This window comes from Ectobacillus funiculus, from assembly GCF_004138295.1.
GTDB lineage: Bacteria > Bacillota > Bacilli > Bacillales > Bacillaceae_G > Ectobacillus > Ectobacillus funiculus.
Genome location: NZ_SCFM01000040.1, coordinates 13,621 through 35,099 on the forward strand (window position 1 = coordinate 13,621; position 21,479 = coordinate 35,099).

18 protein-coding genes, 1 pseudogene and 1 riboswitch are annotated in these 21,479 nt (G+C 40.8%); of the genes and pseudogenes, 8 read left to right on the forward strand and 11 right to left on the reverse strand.

All coding sequences use genetic code 11. From position 1 onward, the window contains the following. Positions 1 to 51 precede the first annotated feature (51 nt). A complete protein-coding gene (locus EP737_RS19775) occupies positions 52 to 744 on the forward strand; it encodes a hypothetical protein (RefSeq protein ID WP_129730182.1) in 693 nt (230 codons plus the stop codon). Between the two features lie 354 nt (positions 745 to 1,098). On the opposite strand, the gene EP737_RS19780 is transcribed toward EP737_RS19775, so the two are convergent. The 6 genes from EP737_RS19780 to EP737_RS19805 form a co-directional block, all read right to left on the reverse strand. Next, positions 1,099 to 1,512, reverse strand: a complete 414-nt coding sequence (locus EP737_RS19780; RefSeq protein WP_165350869.1) for a vitamin K epoxide reductase family protein — start codon at positions 1,510 to 1,512, stop codon at positions 1,099 to 1,101. Between the two features lie 5 nt (positions 1,513 to 1,517). Then, complete coding sequence (locus EP737_RS19785; RefSeq protein ID WP_129730186.1) at positions 1,518 to 2,042, reverse strand: TlpA family protein disulfide reductase; 525 nt, start codon at positions 2,040 to 2,042, stop codon at positions 1,518 to 1,520. Beyond that, positions 2,039 to 4,240 (reverse strand): peptidase domain-containing ABC transporter, encoded by a 2,202-nt coding sequence (locus EP737_RS19790; RefSeq protein WP_129730188.1) that lies wholly within the window; start codon positions 4,238 to 4,240, stop codon positions 2,039 to 2,041. The genes EP737_RS19785 and EP737_RS19790 overlap by 4 nt, the downstream gene beginning before the upstream one ends. Next, positions 4,215 to 7,454, reverse strand: coding sequence for a type 2 lanthipeptide synthetase LanM family protein (locus EP737_RS19795; protein WP_165350870.1), 3,240 nt, complete (start codon positions 7,452 to 7,454; stop codon positions 4,215 to 4,217). Before EP737_RS19795 ends, EP737_RS19790 begins: the two co-directional genes overlap by 26 nt. A gap of 207 nt (positions 7,455 to 7,661) precedes the next feature. After that, the gene (locus EP737_RS19800; RefSeq protein WP_129730192.1) at positions 7,662 to 7,802 is read right to left on the reverse strand and encodes a type A2 lanthipeptide; all 141 of its coding nucleotides are present in this window, start codon (positions 7,800 to 7,802) and stop codon (positions 7,662 to 7,664) included. Between the two features lie 390 nt (positions 7,803 to 8,192). Next, on the reverse strand, positions 8,193 to 8,342 hold the full coding sequence (locus tag EP737_RS19805; RefSeq protein WP_129730194.1) for a type A2 lanthipeptide: 150 nt from the start codon (positions 8,340 to 8,342) through the stop codon (positions 8,193 to 8,195). A gap of 318 nt (positions 8,343 to 8,660) precedes the next feature. Between EP737_RS19805 and EP737_RS19810 the strand changes: the two genes are divergently transcribed. From EP737_RS19810 to EP737_RS19820, 3 genes and pseudogenes are all read left to right on the forward strand, one after another. After that, positions 8,661 to 10,136, forward strand: coding sequence for a sensor histidine kinase (locus tag EP737_RS19810; RefSeq protein ID WP_129730196.1), 1,476 nt, complete (start codon positions 8,661 to 8,663; stop codon positions 10,134 to 10,136). 52 nt (positions 10,137 to 10,188) lie between these two features. After that, positions 10,189 to 10,764 carry a response regulator transcription factor gene (locus tag EP737_RS19815; RefSeq protein WP_129730198.1) on the forward strand — a complete coding sequence of 192 codons (576 nt, stop codon included), beginning with the start codon at positions 10,189 to 10,191 and terminating at the stop codon, positions 10,762 to 10,764. A 29-nt stretch (positions 10,765 to 10,793) separates the two neighbouring features. Beyond that, a pseudogene (locus tag EP737_RS19820) lies at positions 10,794 to 10,910 on the forward strand (HU family DNA-binding protein); the annotation flags it as partial. A gap of 867 nt (positions 10,911 to 11,777) precedes the next feature. Here EP737_RS19820 and EP737_RS19825 read toward each other — a convergent pair. Then, entirely contained in the window at positions 11,778 to 12,194 is a 417-nt protein-coding gene (locus tag EP737_RS19825; protein WP_129730200.1) for a helix-turn-helix domain-containing protein, read from the reverse strand. A 1,333-nt stretch (positions 12,195 to 13,527) separates the two neighbouring features. Here EP737_RS19825 and EP737_RS19830 point away from each other — a divergent pair. Together EP737_RS19830 and EP737_RS19835 are read left to right on the forward strand one after the other, a co-directional pair. Then, positions 13,528 to 13,974: a hypothetical protein gene (locus EP737_RS19830; protein WP_205650985.1), complete on the forward strand. Its 447-nt coding sequence runs from the start codon at positions 13,528 to 13,530 to the stop codon at positions 13,972 to 13,974. Positions 13,975 to 14,183: 209 nt separating this feature from the next. Then, positions 14,184 to 15,230, forward strand: coding sequence for an FUSC family protein (locus tag EP737_RS19835; RefSeq protein ID WP_129730204.1), 1,047 nt, complete (start codon positions 14,184 to 14,186; stop codon positions 15,228 to 15,230). 274 nt (positions 15,231 to 15,504) lie between these two features. On the opposite strand, the gene EP737_RS19840 is transcribed toward EP737_RS19835, so the two are convergent. The 4 genes from EP737_RS19840 to EP737_RS19850 form a co-directional block, all read right to left on the reverse strand. Then, positions 15,505 to 16,167 carry an RNA-guided endonuclease TnpB family protein gene (locus EP737_RS19840; RefSeq protein WP_246040319.1) on the reverse strand — a complete coding sequence of 221 codons (663 nt, stop codon included), beginning with the start codon at positions 16,165 to 16,167 and terminating at the stop codon, positions 15,505 to 15,507. 15 nt (positions 16,168 to 16,182) lie between these two features. After that, positions 16,183 to 16,320, reverse strand: a complete 138-nt coding sequence (locus tag EP737_RS26335) for a helix-turn-helix domain-containing protein (protein WP_246040320.1) — start codon at positions 16,318 to 16,320, stop codon at positions 16,183 to 16,185. Between the two features lie 365 nt (positions 16,321 to 16,685). Next, a complete protein-coding gene (locus tag EP737_RS19845; protein WP_129730205.1) occupies positions 16,686 to 16,907 on the reverse strand; it encodes a helix-turn-helix domain-containing protein in 222 nt (73 codons plus the stop codon). Between the two features lie 282 nt (positions 16,908 to 17,189). Next, positions 17,190 to 19,007 carry an APC family permease gene (locus tag EP737_RS19850; RefSeq protein ID WP_425455938.1) on the reverse strand — a complete coding sequence of 606 codons (1,818 nt, stop codon included), beginning with the start codon at positions 19,005 to 19,007 and terminating at the stop codon, positions 17,190 to 17,192. Positions 19,008 to 19,207: 200 nt separating this feature from the next. Continuing rightward, positions 19,208 to 19,348: riboswitch (cyclic di-AMP (ydaO/yuaA leader) on the reverse strand. A 240-nt stretch (positions 19,349 to 19,588) separates the two neighbouring features. On the opposite strand from EP737_RS19850, the gene EP737_RS19855 reads away from it, so the two are divergent. Further along, the gene (locus EP737_RS19855) at positions 19,589 to 20,554 is read left to right on the forward strand and encodes a processed acidic surface protein (protein WP_165350871.1); all 966 of its coding nucleotides are present in this window, start codon (positions 19,589 to 19,591) and stop codon (positions 20,552 to 20,554) included. A gap of 8 nt (positions 20,555 to 20,562) precedes the next feature. Then, the gene (locus EP737_RS19860; RefSeq protein ID WP_129730211.1) at positions 20,563 to 21,141 is read left to right on the forward strand and encodes a class D sortase; all 579 of its coding nucleotides are present in this window, start codon (positions 20,563 to 20,565) and stop codon (positions 21,139 to 21,141) included. Positions 21,142 to 21,479 lie beyond the last annotated feature (338 nt).

Genomic DNA, 21,479 nt, shown 5'->3' on the forward strand with positions numbered 1-21,479 from the left:
TTAGTAATCAATAATGACTAAGTACATGACTGAACCAAGGAGATGAAGCTTATGTCAGGATCGACACAGGTGGCTCGTTCCCACCTTAGTGCTGCAGCCCTCGTGATTTCAGGAATATTATTTGTACTTTACCCAGCGATCCGTCCCTTTTCCGATGAAACATCCTTACAAGGCGCCGCAGCTTTCGCCTCTGCCGAATGGCTGGTGGCGCATATTCTAGCCATGATCGCTTTCACACTACTACCGCTTGGTTTACTTGGGTTTTATAACTCCTTACAAGAGGGAGCCGTGAAGTCGCTAGCGTATTGGTCTGTCATCATATGTTGGATAGGGATAGGTCTAACTTTGCCTTTTTATGGAGGAGAAGCGTACGGTCTACACGCTTTAGGGCAAGAGGCAATAAAGCAACAGAACCCCGCTTTGATTAGCCTAGCAGCTGACGTTCGTTCTGGTGCAGGTCTTGTTATGTTCCTGATAGGACTCCTCCTACTCGCCATTGCTGCGGTTATACTTGCTATCGCGATTTGGAAGTCCGGCAGGTACCAGAAATGGAGCGGCATCCCCTTCACTTTTGGAATGTGGCTGTATATTCCGCAATTCTTCGGTGGGCAACCGCTCCGAGTTGCACATGGACTGCTTGTCGCCCTTGGTTGTCTATGGATAGCGGTAGGCTTATGGAAGCAAAGCAACCAAAATAACAACCAGAAGACAAAGTCAAGCACTTACATCACTGGAAAATCCTGAATGTAGCTCTATTATCAGTCGGCTATTCAACTAGGTAGCTGGCAAAGATTTTCATAGTCTGAACCTGAAGATACAGATTGAAAAGCAAACAGATTCATCCTTTTTATGATAAACATCCTCCAATCAAACACAGGGGATTCTGGTGCAAAAAGCTCAACACAATTGCAAGCAATCTACTGATACTAGTTCATATCCTACGTTTTTGATAAATTACCTTTGCACCAGAAGCATTTTTGTTACTGAACTTACATTTCCTGCTCCATCTTTCGCTGCTACCTTCAACACCGCTCTCTTCTAAATTTGGACAAAAAACAAAATAGCATGGTACTTCCTGTTTCCTAAGCAGCAGGATTATTAATAACCCGAAGACATGCTTCTTCGGCAGTCCAACCAGTATAAAATATTTAATACAACTACGCAGCCTAGAGACACTATACACCAAAAGCAAATTGCATGTATCCAAAAGAGTTCTGCATAAGTTAAATAAATAGAAAAAATGAGTCCAATACTCAGAAGAATGCCGAGCAATAACCGGTTGATTTTATCAGAGAGAATCGGAATTTTGCATAATAAACTAAATACTGACAAATAAAACAAGATTCCCAGAAAGGAAACCGGCATCGAACCGATTTCCGCATACTGGCTGCTATTCACTGTTTGGCAGTCCCCAACCGGACAGACAAATCCCCCCAACTGTTTGGCAAAGTAAAGATAAACTGAAATCGCCCATCCAATGCCGGCAACCACTTGACCAAACAACCTTGTCATCCCGATCATCCCTTCTTCAGCTCATCCAGCATTTTTAAAAATTTCCCTTCATCGAAGCCATCCAGCCGCTGGATGACCTTTCCCTCTTCATCAATCAGATAAAAGGTTGGAAAGACTTTGATCTTTAAATCCTTCTGTATTTGTTCATCAGCGTAAACGATTGGAAACGGAAAAGCATGCTCTGCTTTCACCTGCCTATACGCTTCCTTCTCCCCTTTTCCAACCATCACAAAGTGATATTTTTGCAGAATGTCTCTGTTTTTCTCTAAGGTAGGATAGGTACTTTGGCAAACCTCGCAATCAATTCGGGCAACCATGACCACATAACGCTTTCCCTTCCATGATTCTAAACGAAATGAATCTCCTTCTACCTCTTCGCCGCTTATTTGCGGAAATGCCTCTCCTTGCTTAATTCCCCCCAAATTTAAAAAGACTTGCGCCACTACTCCCGGGTTATTCATAGCCCAAATTCCTACAAGGGGAACAATCGCCATCATAAAAAGTAGAATCCATCTTTTATTGCTCTTCATAAAGATACCCCCTCATTCTGTTGCTCGCTTATCCGGTTTCGGTAAAACTGCGCATAGTGCCCGTTGTTTTGAAGTAGTTCATGATGAGATCCCATCTCTACAATTTCCCCCTTATCCAGCACAATAATTGTATCCGCATCAAAAATGGTGCTTAAACGATGCGCAATCACGATACGGGTGCAGCACAGCCGGGCCAAATTCTCCTGAATACGTTGCTCTGTTGTAACATCTAGTGCACTTGTCGCTTCATCCAACAACAAAATGGCAGGCTGGTGTGTTAAGGCTCGAGCTAAGGCAATCCGTTGCTTTTGGCCGCCGGAAATATTACTTCCTGTTTCTGACAGCAATGTTCCATACTGCATTGGCATTCGCATAATATCCTCATGTATTTCTGCCAATTCAGCCGCCTTCCGGACCTGTTCGGGTTTCAATTCAGGATTATGAAAGGAAATATTTTCATAAATGGACCGATTGAAAACTGTCGTATGCTGCATTACTACCCCCATTTGTTTTCTTAACATTGTTTTGTCCAAGTTATTTACATTTTCGTGATCGAACCAAATAGAGCCTTCAGTCGGGGGATATAGCCCCAATAACAAGCAGGCCAACGTACTTTTTCCAGAACCGGATGACCCGACAATGGCCACCTTCTGACCGGCCCCGATATGAAGCGATACATTGCGAATGACCTTTGGACTAAATGGACTGTATTGAAAGCTCACATTCTCTAGTCGGATTTCCCCGTTGAGTCGATACACATCGCCTTCGCTTTCCTTACTCTGTTCAACAGGAGCGCCGACAATATCCATGATTCGATTAAAGTACGTTCCCATAACAGCCATTTGTGTTCCTGTCGTTACTAACGAATACAAGGGAACTAAAAATCCGATAGCAAGTGAATAAAACCCGAACATGGTTCCGACTGTCATGTTTTGTTCAAGCACCTGCCAACTTCCCATCCACAATAGAAGCAGCGGGGCAGCATATTTAAGTACAGAGTTGATTGTTTCCATATAAGCCGTTGTGAATCCACGCTTCTCGGCCGCTTTGAGCTGCTCCTGAAACAGTTTCGACCATTGCTCATAAGCAAGCCTTTCCGCCCCCTCCGATTTCACGGCCAAAATGCCATGTATCGCTTCCGTCAAATAACTGGCCGCCGCCGTTTGGCGGAGAATCTCTTCTTGGGTCAGACGCTTGATCTGTGGATTTCCGATAAGGAGCACCGCGACCTGCAGAGCTCCCACCAACAGAATATAGCCTGTCAGTATAGGGGAATATCTCAGCATATATAGCAAAAACATAATGACCAATCCACCGTCTAACACGATGTTGACAGTTCGGGAGGAAAGAATCTCGCGAATCATCATATTGCTGTTTGCCCGTAAAATCAGGTCACCGCTCGTTCTCAGTTGAAAAAACTGGTAAGGCAATCGAAGCAGCCGATCAAAAAATCGGCTCATCAAACGCAAGTCTAATCGGTTCTGTAATTGAACAAGAATCCTTCCTCGAAGCAAGGAAATAATGGTATACACTATCATTAAAGAAATCATGCCGATCAGCACTTGCCCCATATAAGTCGCATCCTCCGGGAGAATGACATAATCCAGCAAATACCTTGTAGCCATTGGTGTAATCAATGCCAGCAATTGAATCCATAGGGTCCAGACTAGTACGAAGGAAACCAACCAGGACTCGTTTTTGAGAAACTGAAGGTATTGACGCCAGACTGATTCTTTTTTCCATCTTGTAAAGGAAGGTCCTGGCTGCAAGAGGAGAACCGTTCCCGAGAATTCCTGTTCGAGTTCCTTCAAGGAGAGAATGCGCCGGCCGATTGCCGGGTCGATAATAAACACCCGATCCCCCTTGATTTTCTGCAACACGACAAAATGATCACCTCGCCAATGCAAAATAGCAGGTAAAGGCAAGTGTTGCAATTGTCCGGCTGCTGCCCTATGGCCGCTGCCCGTCATACCTAGGGATTGTGCAATATCCCGGAGAGTGCGCAGGTTCGTTCCATCCCTGCCCCCGCCGCCCCGGTCTCGAAGCTCCGATAGAGGGACTTCGCTTTTATAGTAAGAAAAAATCATTGCTAAACAGCATAAGCCGCACTCTGATTGCTCCATCTGTTCAATAAACGGAACCTTGGAGCGTCTGGTGATACGAACAGGATTTCTAGAAGCGGATTTCGTATCTTCCATTGTTATGCTCTCCTTTTTCTTTTCGTGTAGGGCCGGCCAACGTTAAAATAGAAGGAACAGCATCCGGGTCAGCAAGTCTTAACAGGCCGTAGCCAATTCCAGCCAATCCTGTCATCAATCCAGGTGTTTCTAATCCATGCGGAATACCGCAAATCCACCCGTTCATTTCAGCTTCCTGCAAAACGCGAGTTCCACAGGCTAAAGCTGTTCTTTTCCAGGACTCCTGTCCGGGAAGCTCTCCAGCGAGAAGCATTGTATCTATATTTCCTAAATCCCCGTGGCACAGGCAATGACTTACCCCAAAACCATTGCGCAGCGTCGTATCCAAAGCAATCTCAATCTCCTCCCGAATCGTGTCATCAGGATACAACTGGTAGGATTTGATCCTCCCCATCGCTATCCCAGCCGCCCCATGGCACCACTTAATCGCTGCCGTGCTGGCTGAGCGTTTCAATTCATCAGGACGAACATCAGCCCAGTTCCCGGTTTCATGCTCAAACAAAGTTCTTTCAAAGGCCAATGCCTGCCATGCAGCCTCTAGAAATCTTTCATCGCCGCTCACTTTAGACAATTCCATCAGGGCCCATGAAAAACCCGCTGCTCCATGCGCGAGCCCGCCTATCGGAACACACCCTTCCTTCTCAAATGCCCAGCCAATCCCTGTTTTTAGATTCCTAGCCTTATTGAGTAAATGATCTCCCGCTTTCCGGGCTATATCCAATGCTTCTTTGCTTTTGGTTAAATGATAGATTCTTAATGCTACTACGATTACTCCCGCAGAACCGGCCAGTAAATCGTACAGCGTATCCTGCTCAATCAGCGGTTCTATTTTTTGGAGCAAGCGCAAAGCCTGATCCATAAGCTCCGGTTCCTCCCACAACAAAGCTAAATGACTTAAGACATACGAACCGGCCGCCCAGCCGTTAAATGCGGAGATGGATGGCAAGGTGAAATCCGCTTCCCAGAAGCGATAGGCTGCCCGGATCGCCGCACGCGCCGCTTCTTCAAATACCGGATCCTCGCTTTCTTGCGATAAATAAGCAAAAAACAATGCCATTCCAAGAACACCATCGTACAGACTCGCGTCCATCGGAGTAAACATTAATTGTTCCCACTCATCGGACCCTAGCCCGATCCAGCATATATCACTTCCGTCTTCCCCCCAAATGGCCTGATCCAGCAAAGTCTTTCCGATTCCAACCGCAGCGTCCAGAAACTGCTTCCGGTCGGCCGGGTGCCTAGGCGTCTTCGATACAGCCCGTAAAGAAGTTGGGGAATTTGAAATATCTCTTCCGGCAATCGTTGTCATGGACATACGGATAAAGTGGCTTTGCTTCTTACAATCTTCTAAACTAAATCCTTGCAGTCTTTCAAGTACCAGCTCCAGAGCAGTTTGCTGGTAAAAATCTTGGATTCTCTTCCCTCGTCCATCCCACAGATCCCGTGAGTTTGCCCTGCTGTGAAACATAGGAATATCTCCCCGCAGCATATCCGCCGTTTCCGACGGAACAAGCCCAGCTATAGAAGGCTGATGCTCCACCGCCCGCCACATGAAGTCAAATAGTTGGACACGGGAGAGCCCTTCCTTCAAGTAGTTTGGATGCAGACTAGCATTAAGCATTGTTGCATAATTATACGTATGTCGAACAACCGAACGGACAGGATCATCAGCAAAGGACAGCAAAGGGCCTTCCTCTGTCATAAGCTCCTCTCGATAATCGATAAAGAGCTTGTAGGTTTGTTGAAATCCCTCAACAAGCTCTTCAATATACAACTCCGCCCTTACCTCTTCCCCATTCAACTTCGGACGATTGTGGCCGCCTTTTAAGAAGCCCTTCGCCTGCACTAATTTCATTTGATCTGTCCGGATATGCTCATAGCGGTAAACTGGCCGGGGCAGCTCTTGGCCTGCGCGTCCTCCGATTGCGCTTACCTCCATCCCGCGAAATGTCCCTGATTTAAACAGTGACACCGGCAGCATACCGGTCCTAAGGACAGATTGATTCAGGATTCGGGCCGCATTCTGCAATGCACTTGCTTCCGTCTCTTTCATCGGAGCTATATTTTGAAACAGCGCCTCGACATCAACCAGAAATGGATGTTCCCCGCAGGCCATCACATTTTCCAAATGAAAATCTGTTGCATATAGCAAATAAAGTACAGCTACATAGCCGCCCATCCGTTGGTAAAAGCGGCTGATTTGATCACGTGTTTCGCATCCTTGAGGCTCTATCCACTCTTCCCAGCCGTAGTCGGGACGAGACAGAATCTCTAAGGTACGAAATGCTGGATGGCTTCCCCGTTCATTCATCCAGCGGAGAAATTGTTGGAAGTGAATATCCGCAGATAGAGATCGAGGCTTATAAACAAGCTGTTCTCCTGAAGAAAAACGGAAAATCATGACACTTCGGCCACGGTTATGCTGATCCCCTGCCTTAGTATCAATGTCAACCAATTCACGAAAATCACCATTGAACATGTGTGTAATAGCTTCATGATCCTCTAAGAAGCGCTCAACCGCCTCCAGCAACGCAAAAACCAAATCATTTGTGCCCTCCGCTAGCAGACGGGCCAACGTCGGATACTCCTGCAGAAGCTGATATATCGCCTGTTTTTCCTGCAAATTCTCGCGTACAAATGATTCAAACCGGGCTTCTGGTGTATCCCCCTTCAATTTCTTTTGAATACGGGCTACATTCAGTTCGTAAACCAACACCCGACCAGCCATTGCATGAATATGCTGATGAACAGCTCTTACAAGAACAGAAACAAGCTCTGATATTTTAAAAGGCAGTTCAAGCCGAGACTTACTCCATTCTTGGCATTGATCCAGCACTTTCCTCTTCCCCCAGGCCATAAATGGAACCATAAACGGATAGAACGGGGATTGGGAACGATCGATTCTCTTAATCTCCTCTTCTGTTAAAGAAAGATCCACAGAAAAAATGCATTCCAAGATTTTAAGCCATTCTTTTTCTTTATATGGGATCGGTTCATTAGCTCCACCCAGGATTTTCTGAAACGCATGGTAGTCAAGGCCGTCTTCCTTTAAACGATATAGCAGCAATTCCGGAGTCAATCCCGTACGGCTGCACCATTGACGAACATGCCTTTCCCCATCCTGTTCCGGGATGGAGGAATTCATTTTTCGTTCTGTCAAATACAAAGCGTGATTCCAACTAAGAAGATTGGTATCAGAAGATTTGATTACCACCTGCATCACTCCTTACCCTTATTATGCTTATCAAAGGCAGGGGAATCTCCCTGCCTTCGTTTTGTTCGTTAACATCCGTAGCCAAATGTATAGGAACAAATCCAACTGCAAGGCATACCATCTGCTCTGCTTTTTGGCCGCTCATAAAAGAAGTTAATTATTAAACGGTCTTCCTTTTCCAACTTTGCCGTGCTATCAATTTTTCTTCTAACAGGTCCATTCACAATCTAATGTATAGGTGCAAATCCAACCACAGCCGACAGGTCTTCCTCCTGCCACTTGCTCCAATTCTTCATCACTCATAGAAGGGATCAATTCTTGAAGCTCTTCCTTTTTCCATTCCGCCATTTTGCATTCCTCCCTATAGTTTCTCTAGGGCCATTCGGCTCTTTGATTATGCAGGCAGCACTGCTTCTGCATCTGTAAACCCATCCTAAGGAAAACTTTTATATGAAGAAGGATGGTTTATGATCTCCCCTTCTTGCATGGCCCCGCATAGGCTTTATTTAGTCTCTAAAAAACCATAAAAATTCCCCAAATCCAATATAGCCAATTCTAAATGGACAGTTTATAATATTAGATTAGGAGAATTAACTAAAGCATCTTCTTAGCAAATAGAAATATTTTCAGAAGACATTATTACATAGCCATTCTGGTTCATGGCACGTTCTTTTTTCTATTACTCTTTGCTGAGTCTTTAATTACCAAAGACAGGGGAGTCCCCTGTCTTCATTCTTGTTAGCACCCGCAGCCAAATGTGCTCCAATCACAGTCCAATGTATAGGAACAAATCCAACCGCAAGGCCGGCCGCCTGCTACCTGTTCCAACTCTTGATCACTCATGGAAGGGATTAGCTCTTGAAGCTCTTCTTTTTTTAATTCTGTCATTTTTAATTCCTCCTAATATTTTTATTTGAAAGCCGACTGGCCTTCGATCAACCAGGAATTTTTTTTCCTGATCTGACAATTTGATTATAAAAGGAGTCATTTGATAAAGGGAGGATGATTTATTATCACCCCCTGCCCTAAGCTAATCATCATACCGGGACATTCTGGAAGGTTCCACTAGGCTCAACATGGCAAATACGATATATACTACTTTTCCGATTGTAATTGTCAAAATATTTAAAATTTTATTAGGCATATACACATTAGGAAATATCCTATAAGGAAATCACGAGAAACTATTTCAAGGGGGATATCTGCATGACTCTATTCTATATAGGCATGTTCACTGGGTTATGGATCATTGGAACCGTTTTATTGGTGAACAACTATAAAAATAAATATACCTGTTGGATGAGCGCCTTGTTCATTATCGCAGGATTTGCCAGCTTTTCTGTTGTGGTGAACCAAACCGTGCTCCCATTCTTGCGGGAACAGGAGGATGGATCTTTTTGGGTGATTGAGTCCATCCGCATTATGACGATTGTACTTTGGGGAATAGAATACCACTTTCTCCCCTACCTATTCTTAATGAGTGGGATTGTTTTTACAGATCGTTTTTCACGCAAACTGCAAAATGGGCTGGCACTTCTCCTTTTAATCCCGATTATTCTCTACATTATTTATGTTCCGCCCATCTACCCAGAGGCAAAATTCGGAGGAACTCTCTTCAAAATTTTATCGGGCGCCTATTTTGGTGGCGGTGTTCTCTTTTATACGATCAGTTATATAAGGGAGAACAATCCTTCCAACAGGAGAAATCGATTCAGAACGAATTTTGTGGTCATCGCCATTTGCTTTGTGTACGCCTCGGATTATTATGGCCTGAATTATTTCCTAATTGGTAAAAGGAGCTTGGAAATATCAAGCAATAATTTATGGCAGCTTAATTTTCTCATTGTCATCTGGCTCATCCTGTTTTTTATTTACTTCAGTCTGAGATATGGATTTATGGGGATCAAGCTGCGCATTGAACAGCAAAAATTGGATTTTTCTATGCGATCACTCACGCAGGGGACTGCCATCCTTAACCATACATTGAAAAATGAAGTACAAAAAATCAATTACTTAAGCGAGAAAATCAGGGATTCTATCTCCAAAGATTGTAAGGACGAAGCATTGCAAGACATTGCAAGCATACTGAAGGTTACGGATCACATGCTGAGCATGGTCACCAGAATGAAGGAAAAAGCGGATGAAATCATCTTAAAGGAACAACCTCAGCAGCTGAGGGCGCTGTTAGACATGCAACTATCCTCCCTAGGCGCCATTTTGCAAGAAAAACATATCTTATTTCTCAAGGATTATCGGGTAGACCCGGAGCTTGTTTGCGATCCTGTACATATCCGGGAAACCTTCAGTAATATCTGCCTGAATGCGATTGAATCAATGGAGGAAGGAAAGGGTTGTTTGGAGATTACCCTAGCTGAATGGAAGAAAGACGTGATCATTTGGGTTAAGGATAATGGAACCGGCATCTCAAAGGAAAATTCCACTAAAGTATTCGACCCTTTTTTCACTACAAAAAAAGGGCCATCCCACTATGGACTAGGTCTTAGCTATTGTTACAGCGTCATGCAAAAGCATGGAGGGAACCTGCAAATTCTAAAAAGCGAGCCGGGGGAAGGCACCCTTATGGAGCTCCGCTTTCCTCGAAAGCGGGTTCTACATTGGAGAACAGATTCATTGAACTCCTCTGCCCAGGGGGTGACAGAATTTCACCCTCCCGTAACTTGAACTATTGTCGTACACTAATTGAAATTGATTCTACTAACAAGGGGGGACACAAATGGGACACGTGATTAGAGTCATGCTGGTCGAGGACGATGAATTTTGGCGTCAACAGCTCTCTTCAGATTTAAACAAGGAAGAAGATATTCAAGTGGTCAAAGCGGCTGTTACCAAGCAGGAAGCCCTGGAAGCCTTCCAAACGATGGAAATCGATGTGATTTTAATGGATATCAATTTGACCGAAAATCAACTGGACGGCCTCGACGCCACTAGGGATATTTCGATGAATAAAGAGCTAAACACTAAAATCATTATGCTTACTTCCCTGACAGATAAAGAGATTATTTTAAAATCCTTTCAAAACGGCGCCGTTAATTATATTACAAAGTCGAGTTTTCAGGATATTGTAAAGGCCATACGGGAAGCTTATGCCGATGTGCCTTCTATTCATCCAGATGCCGCTCCAGTAATGCGGCACGAAATCCAATTGATGCTCCTTACGCCAAGTGAGCGAGAACTCTACGAATTACGGGAAAAAGGATATAATAAAACACAAATGTCACAGATGCTTCATAAATCGGTGAATACTATTAAAACTCAGCTACGAAGTATCCGGAATAAGTTATTAAAATAACAACTACAATTTAGAAAAAAGCAACTACTGTCCAATTCATTGGATTCAGTAACTTTGCGGTGCATGATCGAGCAGCTCGCATCGGGTACAATCCACAAGCAGATGATGAAATTGAGATTCTAGAAAGTAAGATTCCAGCATTTTAACCCAGTAAACAGCCGAAAGATGTGGTTAAACAAGGAATTACATCATCCAAAAAAGATGGCCTTCTAGCTTGAACTAGGAAGCTCTCTTTTTTGGCTTACATCTAAATATAAAAATAATATCCATTTTTCTTGATAATAAGTTTTAACTTACTTAAATTATTACAGCAATTGAAATTACAACTCCGAATCATCTTAAAAAATAGGTTAGTTAAGGAATTTGCACTAACTCCTTCCCTGTCCTACTTGCTGCTTTTTTTCATCCGCTCTTCCTCATATGATCTTCGTAAACCCTTGCGGTTAGGCATGGGCATGTTATCAATCTCTGTACTAAAAGTAAATAGGGTCATAAAAAGCCGAATTCCCTCCTACATCACAATCCCTCTAGACACAAAAAGACGTTACGACTCCGACATCCTGAAAAATCATGAAAGAAAACCTGACATAAACTCACATCGTTCGGAAAATCAATAGTATGATACTTGTATCACTACTAGCCATAACACAAGGAGGATGACCAATATGAAGTTGCATCTAGCTAACCTAAAGAAAAATACTCTCTGTTTATTAGAAGCTGTTTATGTATATCTCCTATTTATTACCATGGAAACAAGAATGACCTTTGAAAATATCAACAGGGCAAAGTAGAAACTCCCCCATTTATCATCCAATTAAATCTTATATACGCTCTGTATCGTAATAATGAATATAAGATTTCCCTCAGTTGATTTAGGTTGTTCATAAAGATTAGGAGCTAACTTCAGGTTTCGTTCATTTCCTGTTTTAAAAACAGTTGAATTGGTTATTATTTGCACTACTAGCTAACCACATAACCACTTTTTCAAGTATGCATTCTCCATACGTAAACGCTTATTCTCCACTTGTAATGCCTCTAAAGAGCCTGGTACAGGCTGATTCTTCTGTTCTTTCTTCTTCATGATGGATGCCCCTTTGCTTTTGTTGTAGAGCATCAATCTCTCCTGTATCAAACAATTGCTTCCACTTCCATACTGTACTGTCAGAAGGAATGTTGAAAACCACTGCCGTTTCTGTCGTAGACGTCCCTGTTCGTTCTAAGTAATTCAGTGCGTCCATTTTAAACTCCAAAGAGTGATTTGTATATCGTTGTCGAAAGGCTGTCGGACCATTTTTACGAAATTGCCTTACCCACTTCTTCAACATTGTCGTGTTCAAATTGTGTTTTCGAGCTACGCCCTTGTAGGAATCCTTCCCCTCCAAATACTCTTGAACAGCCTTTAGTTTTGTCTCCAATGTATATTTGGTCATAGAAAAACCGCACCTCCAATTGTTAGACGTGTCTAACAATTGGGGGGGCAGTTCATTTTATACATCCCCTTTTTTCTTACTATTCGTATCCAGCTTTTATATTAATGATATTATCCAACAGAAACAGCATTAATACTTCTTATTGCGATACGAACAACACCAGGAAAACCATTAAAATTAGTAAGAAGTACTGTACCATTTTGAAATCCTTGAAAAATGCCGCTTGCGGGTCTCTGGGCATCAAATTGTAAAACAACACGAGTCCCTGGACTTAATGTTCTAAAGAATTGCACAAGATTACTAGTTCCAGCAACGTTATTTCTATTATAACTATCGTAACTTATAATAACTCACCCCCTTAATTAGCTAGTTAGCACATCGTTAGTACATCATATGCTAGTTTTGTAGATAAGGTATAGGTGAAAGTAATAAATATCAATATTTTAGTGGATAAACTGCGCATATTCGTCATGTCGCGTAAACTATTAGAGTTTAGCAGCCAACCGAATATGACGTTAGAACGGTCTGTAAAAGCTGCAATGACATGGGGTTTGAAGATGATATCACGAGCTAAAGAACCGTTACAGTCATAAAATGAACGTTACAACGATATGATAGAACACTTCATACGCCTAAAAGAACATAATAAAAGACAGGAAGCTTTTGATCGAGAGCTACTGAAGAGAAGCAAAGTCGGATTGCAAAATTATTTGGAAAATAAAAAAGAAAACAGGCCCAAAAAAACAATGCCATCTGCGAAGGCATTGCTTTTTTATATGGGGGAACCCTTCTAAAGAATGAAAAAAGGTTCAGTTATAAAATGCACAAATACGTCTTATATCCCTAGATGAGGTAGCACACGCGTTTGAACGTTTTTATACGTTATAAAAATAAAGAAAACTCGCGCGGATTGGCGAACCCTGCCCTTGGGCGAAGACAGAGACGCAGCCCTACTTATACTGTACTCCTAAAATTTTTCACTACGTCGCATTGTCTTCCGGCTAGAAATTTATCCTTTCTTAAAGTGTAAAAAACCACCCTTTGGGAGCTATTTGTTGACATATATTCGAAAGCAAAAGTAACGGACATCAGCCCTCTCCCACTAAATTTATGCACAAAAACATTAGCAATTACAATTAGACATGCATACGCTATAATGTAACGACAAAACTTCAGATTCAGGGAGGGAACATAATGAGATGCTTCTGGAGTGGGAGAGAAAATTGCAGCTGTTGTCCTAAGGAAAAGAAAAAGTCCTATGACTATTCCTATAAAAAATACTATGTTGAAAAATGTCATTGCAAATGCTGTTTCGAACCTTACTACAAAAAAGATGACAACTGTGACCACAAAAAAGATTATCATACCCATCATAAATGCGATGACTGTAACCGCAAAAAAGATTACCACGTCCATTATGAATATGATGACTGTGACCACAAAAAAGATTATCATACCCATCATAAATGCGATGACTGTAACCGCAAAAAAGATTACCACGTCCATTATGAATATGATGACTGTGACCACAAAAAAGATTATCATACCCATCATAAATGCGATGACTGTAACCGCAAAAAAGATTACCACGTCCATTATGAATATGATGACTGTGACCACAAAAAAGATTATCATACCCATCATAAATACGATGACTATGACCACGAAAAAGATTACCAAGCTCAGCATAAATATGATGACTATAGTCGCAACGGAGATTACTACTCTTATTATAGACTGTAGTCACAAAAACACTACTAATCGAATTGAGTTAGTTTAAACCGCATTTTGTAATGTGGTTTTTTCTTTTTTTAGTTGGGCTACCGTTAGGCTATCATTCATCACTGGAAGTTCGACTATCTGCTGCATCGGTGAAATAAAATTGTAATAAATTGCTTCTCTCTAATGCATAGTAAGTAGTATCGAGCTGAAGGAGCTATAACATATCGAAAATATAGGTAAAATTATGCTTCGAACAAGGGAGTTTTTATGAAGAAAAATATAGGTACACAAAAGACCGGGCTATTAAAAGGACTAATATTAATAACAAAAATATCTTTAGCTTCCGGAGTATCATGGGAATTATCGAAAATGCTAGGATCAAACCATCCCTATTTGGCACCATTGACCGTTATTCTTTCTATACAAGAAACTGTCCAGCATTCTGCCATATATGCTTTCTACAGAATTATCGGCACTATTTTTGGAATTGCTGTTACCATTTTTATTATTAGCCATTTAGCGATAAACGGATGGACGATAGGATTATTACTGTTAGGAGGAATGTTGCTCCCAGTGATACTAAGGGTACATAAAACCATCATACATCAAGTGGCTTTAACCATTTTATTAGTCTTTGTCTTCGTGCATAAAACAAATTATTATGTCTCAGATCGAATCAAAGATACTATCATAGGAGCACTGATTGCTATTATCATTCATATGGTGGTTTTTCCACCCAATTATGTGAAAGAGGCTCAGCAGACATTACGTCAATTTGGATTTCATCTTGTACAACTGCTTGAAAAAACAGCTCATTGGGTAAATACTAACTGTGATCCTGTTAAAGGACAACATTTAAGAACTGATATAACAAAGCTACTTCAGGAACTTCATCAGGTGCAAAAAGATTTTAGGATGGCAGAAAAAAGTTTGAAACTAAATCCATTTGTTAAGAATAAAAAACAACTATTAAAACAAAACGAACAGTTCCTCTCGCAGTTAAAGACAGGATATACTTATATTTCCAATATACTAGACACATTCAGTGATTGGTCCAAAACCGATTTTATTTCAAAACTTGACCAACAACAATGGACTACTCAATTACAAATGATAGGGGCATACATAGAAAAGCAACTCAAAGAGGAGCCTGCAAACTATCAAGATCCTACGATTTTTAAATCCGGCTTAGACTTATCTTCGATTTCTATACAAATCAATATCTCATCAGAATTAGAGCCCTATAGATATCAATTAAGTTTATATAATGACACACTCAAATTCATTCAGAGCTTAAGAAAAGGACAACAATAACCAATAGAAGGGCTCCTACTATAAGGGAGTTTTTTTACACTGTAAAAAAATATAACTTTCCAGGGCAATGTCTAGCTCCCAAGGCCCAAAATGGCAGACCTTAGGAGCTTTTCTTATGTTGTATACTCTATACATGTTCAGTTTACATCATCTCCACTTTTCCGAAGTCAAGCAAAGCCTATTCTGTTCTGATTATTGGTTTGAATTGACACTCCCACAGCTGAAGCAGTGGGATTCTAGACCCCACGCCGTTAGACATAACGTTTCTCAACGGTCAATCTGTACGAGCATTGACTATTTTCTCATGAATTTTCGCTACTTTTTTACGTTGTTTATTCCAATTAGAGCTATTGTATTTTCGTCTTGATAGAATTTGTTGTGCTTTTACTAGTTTATTTTCTAATTTCCTTAACCACTTTGGATTTTTAACTTTCGTTCCATCAGAAAATACAGCAAAATCTTTTAATCCAACATCTATACCCACTTGAAAGAGTGAAGGTTGTACAAATTCAATTTCTTGCTCTGTTAGGAGCGAAACAAAATACTTTCCTGCTGCATTCATACTGACTGTAGCAGACAAAATTCTCCCCTTTACTTGTTGAGTGGAAACAAATTCAACGAGCCCTAACTTTGGGATTTTCATAAAACGGTCTTTTTCAATTCGAATCGTTGGACCACTTTTACTATAGTTACATTTGGATGTATAGGAATGCACCTCATTTTTCTTACTTTTAAACTTGGGTTTCCCTTTCTTCTTTTGGTAGTATTTTTTAAAGGATTCCCCTAAATCTTGTAGAGAGTTTTGCAAAGCAGTAGAATCTGCTTCTTTCAACCAATCCAATTGTTTTTTCAGTTCTGTTAACTCTTTTTGTTCTTTCGCTGTATTAAAAAAATCCGATTTCCATCGATTTTCAAGAAGTTGTCCGTTTTGAACCATTTCCTCAGTTATATATCAATAAGCATCTTTTTTCTTTTGAGCACCTAAAGCTAGGTTCCAAATATAACGACAGCATCCCAACGTTTTATGTATTAATATTCTCTGTTCTTCAGTGGGATAGATTCTAAACTTATATCCTTTGTGTATGTTCACTCCCTCACCACTAGTACATACGTTCTGTTTTTATTATACAAAATAAGGAAATATTTGAAAAGTAGTTTGAATAGAAAAAATAAAAAAATCAAACAATTGACGTACCTAAAGGTACGCCTTGTTTGACCTCACTTTCATCCCACACCTAAAGGAGTGGGCTTTCCCGTTCGGAAAATCTGTAAAATAGTATCGGGAGTCGATGTATTTAAGAGACTGCCAAAAACCCTCCAGTTCAACGACCTGGAGAACTTTTGTGTTCACATAAGCATTCTGATCTTAAACTGTAATACATTCTTGTTTATCTCTTCTATATTTCTATCCTATTATTTTTGCACTAGAGTCATTTGTGAAATATGATCCGGATTTTATAGGTTCAAGGATTGAAAGAATTCTGTTAAGGAAAACCCTAATGCGAGACAAATCTTCTGCAAAGATGATATTGTCGCACCACGCTGGCCTCGCTCAACCATTCCAATAAAGTTTTTATGCAATTGAGATTTTTCAGCAAGATCCGCCTGAGAAAGCCCATTACTCATCCTTGTTGTTTTAATCGTATTTCCTATTTTTATTAATAATTCCTTTTCCATTTAGATCCCCCTTAATACATCACATTATAAGATAATACCAATGACTTCCTCTTATCCTCTTCGTTACGTGCATCTAAGAGGATTTTTCCGATCGTTACTCCTTCCAAATAGCTTTTTAGAAGATAGAGCCCGAATACATACCGGTAAGTAATTGAAGGATTGCCACAAAGGTACGAGCTTATTAAAGAGTAGGAAAGAGGAGTCTCCCCTCTTTCTTATCGTTAGTTCAGTTGACATAAAATTTGGAAGCGGGAGTTAAAATCTTTTATATTTTGTATAGTCCTATTTTTTTAGTCTATAAGGTACGGTAGTTACAATCACATTTTTTTGATAAATAAGGTAAAGTCTTAATAGTAAACTTGATTGGTTATGCAATGCATCATGCCATCTCTTCTTTGTAATGAATTGTGGAATCAGTACGGTTACTGTGTGATTGCTTTCAGCAGCCTTTTTCATAGCCAAATCGATAAACCTAGCAATAGGTCTCGTCAAACTCCTATATTCGGAATGTAGCGTGACGAGACGAATATCTGGCTTCCATTCCTTCCATTTTTCCTCCATCCGTTTCTCGCTTTCAGGATCAAAAGCGACATAAACGGCAATGACCGTATCACCGGTTAACTTGGCATAGTTCAAGGAATTTTCGACTACTTTTGTAATCCCTGCAACGGGCACAATGACAACATTTCCTTCCCACTGCAAGACTTCTTCTTTACCTGGTGCGATCCTCAGCTGTTCTCCCACGGCCTCATAATGATTTTTAATTTTATGAAACGCGTAGATAATGATTGGCAAGAAAATCAGGACAGACCAGACTTGAGCAAATTTTGTAATGAAGAAGATGAGCACAACCGTTAAACAAATCAATGTGCCAATTAAATTGACAATCATTTTATACAGCCAACTAGCAGGTTTTTCTCTGATCCATTTTACGATCATACCTGTTTGCGACAGTGTGAAAGGAATAAATACACCAACTGCGTATAACGGAATGAGTTGTTCTGTTTCCCCTCCAAAAGCAACAATCAGCAAAATAGATGCAATACCAAGTATGATAATCCCATTGGAATAGCCAAGTCTATCACCGCGAATCAGAAACATTCGCGGTATGTACTTGTCTGTCGCTAAGTTAACCGCTAGCAACGGAAAAGCAGAAAAACCGGTATTCGCTGCAAGTACGAGAATCAGAGCAGTAGTTCCTTGCACAATGTAATACATAAAATTTCTTCCAAATACTGCAGATGCCATTTGCGATACTACTGTTTCCTCATGTTTAGGTGTGATTCCTAACCAATAGGCGAGAAACATAATACCAGAGAAAAGAATGGCTAAGATGAATCCCATCATCACTAATGTACTGACGGCGTTTCTTGCAGCAGGTTCTTTAAAGTTAGGGACGGCATTCGAAACCGCTTCTACTCCGGTAAGAGCAGAGCAACCAGATGAAAAGGCCCTGAGTAATAAAAATAAACTAATACCAGGAACTACTGTCCCTACTGGTGTATGTACATTAGTTGGTGCTTGCCCGCTTAGTATTTGCCACACTCCTGTACCGATGAGAATAAGTAACGCCAACACAAATAAGTATACAGGATACGCTAGAACAGAGGCTGATTCTGTTACACCCCTGAGATTCAAAATTGTAATTAATACAACTAATGCAGAGGCAATTGCCACTTTATGATCATGAAATTGCGGGAACGCTGATGTAATAGCATCTGTTCCAGCTGATACACTTACAGATACAGTTAAAATATAATCAACTAATAAAGACCCTCCAGCAATAAGCCCAGCATTTTCCCCTAGATTATTTCTTGAGACAATGTAAGCACCCCCGCCGTGGGGATACGCATAAATGATCTGGCGATATGACAAAATCAGGGCAGCTAGAAGAACTAACACCCCAATGCCAATCGGGACCGAATACCAAAAGGCAATGAGACCAATGGTAGATAACACAAGTAAAACTTGCTCTGGTCCATAAGCGACAGAAGAAAGAGCATCTGATGATAAAATGGCAAGAGCCTTTAATCTCCCTAGTTTTTGTTCTCCTAATTCCCTCGTTTTGAGTGGTCTTCCAATCAATGCTTTTTTTAACATGGAATAACGCACAACGTTTCCCTCCATAAAGTTATAAAGTAAGAATCAATCTATTACACTACAAATCTAATCCGTTCAACTACAACGACTGTGATACAATCATCCTTTAATGACGCCTAATACCATAAATTTATCTTTTGATCAACACAAAAAGAACACTAAGGCGGTTCTCAGTGTTCTTTTCAGACAACACAAAGCAAACCTCCTCTCCAAACGCTGATGAGGTTAGCTGTCGGATTCGGGCTTTGAGAGTAGCCCTACCTTCTTTCGAAGGATTCACCCCAAGTGACAATGCACAAAAATGGGTCCCCCACTCCTTATGGATTAAGCGGTATAAGGTATGATTGAATGTAGATATTAAGTTAATTCTCTAGATAATATACTCCTGTAAAAATTATTTGTAAAGTAAGATTGTATTAATTCTTTGTTAATGACACTGTCCATCCATTCAATAAAGAACATTGAGATGCTTGCGAAATGGCAGAATGACATAATGGAATTTTTAACAATTTCTTGTATGAATTCCCAACCCAAAACAGATGATAATACCTGTTGAACATTTATACTATGGAGGAGTTCGTATGAAGAAAGTATTAGCTATTACCCTGACGTTTTTAATGTTACTCCCGGTGACGAGTCACATGACTCTGGCAGCACCACCTGAGAGCGAAGTTAATCAGATTCTGAATGAGCTGGGATGGACCCGGCAGGAACTAGAAGACTATTTGTCCTTTTATGAAATGAACCTAGATGATTTTGAGACAGCCGAGGATTTACAAGCTATGTTAGGAACTCCTATCACAGACGAGAATCTGAACGATTTGCTCAAGGACTACAGCTTAACTCGTGAACAACTTAACTCGTTATTAGCGGAGTTTGGAGAGAGCTTAGATGATTATAAATTTATTGAAGACTTAGATAATGCTGTTGATTTTTATGTAAACCACGATGAGGAAATGGAAGAATCAGAGGCACTCCTCTCCCAGATTGGATTAACGGAAGAAGAAGTTGACCGTTTTTTTAATTATCTGATCTCCTTAGACGAAACGGCCTTAGAAACAGAAATGGAAAACATCGAAAAGAACTTAGCGCCATTTATGGAAATGGAAGATTTAACGCAATTAACTCCGGAACAAGAACAAGCGTTGGCAGATATTTGGAAAGACATGCTGAATGCGTTCCACCTGAAAGCGAATTTCTATCTCGCAGGGAAAAACGGAACGAAGACCGCTGTCTCGTTCCAAGATCTGATGAAGCTTGAGACACTGAACGGGAAGCAATTGCTAGTCGAATTATCTGATTTACAAGGAAATCTGCTTCTTGATATGCAGTTATCAGAGGAAATGCTAAGTTCTGACTTCCTTTTAGATTCTGGAAGTGAATTAGCCGATGTTGGGGATTTGGCAGGTGAATTAACGGATCAGCTGCATTCTGGCAAGCTGCCGAATACAGCTTCTCCTTATGGACGCAATATAATGGTAGGCTTCATCCTCATTTTACTCGGGTCGTTGTTTTACGTTCGCTTCAAAAATCCAGAAAAGGTTTAACTATACGTATGTGGCAAAGACTTGTTTCAGCAGGAGTCATCCTCATGGGCTTAACCATACTACTGTATAATTCATACTGGTTAACAAAAGGACTGACGATGTATGAGGAGCCTAAAAGGATGTTGAACCAAAGCGATATTAAACAGGGGAATCATCGTATACAAAAGCTACATGAAGATACACCTGAAATCGGAGAAAAAATTGGAGTTTTAACAATCCCCAAACTAGAACGGTCAATCCCGATTTATCAAGGAACCGATGAAGAAATCTTAAAAAAAGGGGTGGGACATTACGCACGTAGTGTCCTACCTGGCAACAAGAATAATGCAGTACTATCAGGACATCGGGATACAGTCTTTCGGGAGTTAGACAAGGTCGGCAAACATGATACATTGATCGTGACCACCGAGGCAGGGGAATTTTTGTATAAAGTTAAAAAGGTGAGAATTGTTGATAAAAATGACCGTACCGTCATTGTACCAAAGCCTAAAAGCACTCTAACAGTAACAACCTGCTACCCATTTAGCTTCATTGGAGACGCACCTAAAAGATATGTGTTAGTAGCGGAGTTATTAACTAAAAAGTAACTTACAAAACATTGAATTCCCCCCTCCTACGCCACGCTTAGAGGTAGGGGATCCCTAAGTATAAAAACCTTTCAGCCTCTAATTGATTAGGCTCCGCCCGTCATTCCAACGCTTGGCAGTCCAAACGACTTTGCAGCAAACCTCCTGCAAGGTGAATCCGTTTGCGATTGCTAAGCCTTTTCTATTTTTAGAAGCATTTATGTCAGCGTTGTCTTCCTAACCGCAAGATTCACACTTAAATGATGTTTGTATTTTTCGGTTCTCTTTCGCTGTAATGTGCCATCATTATTAATAAATTCATCTACAAAGATAAAAATATAATATTTCTTCATTTCACC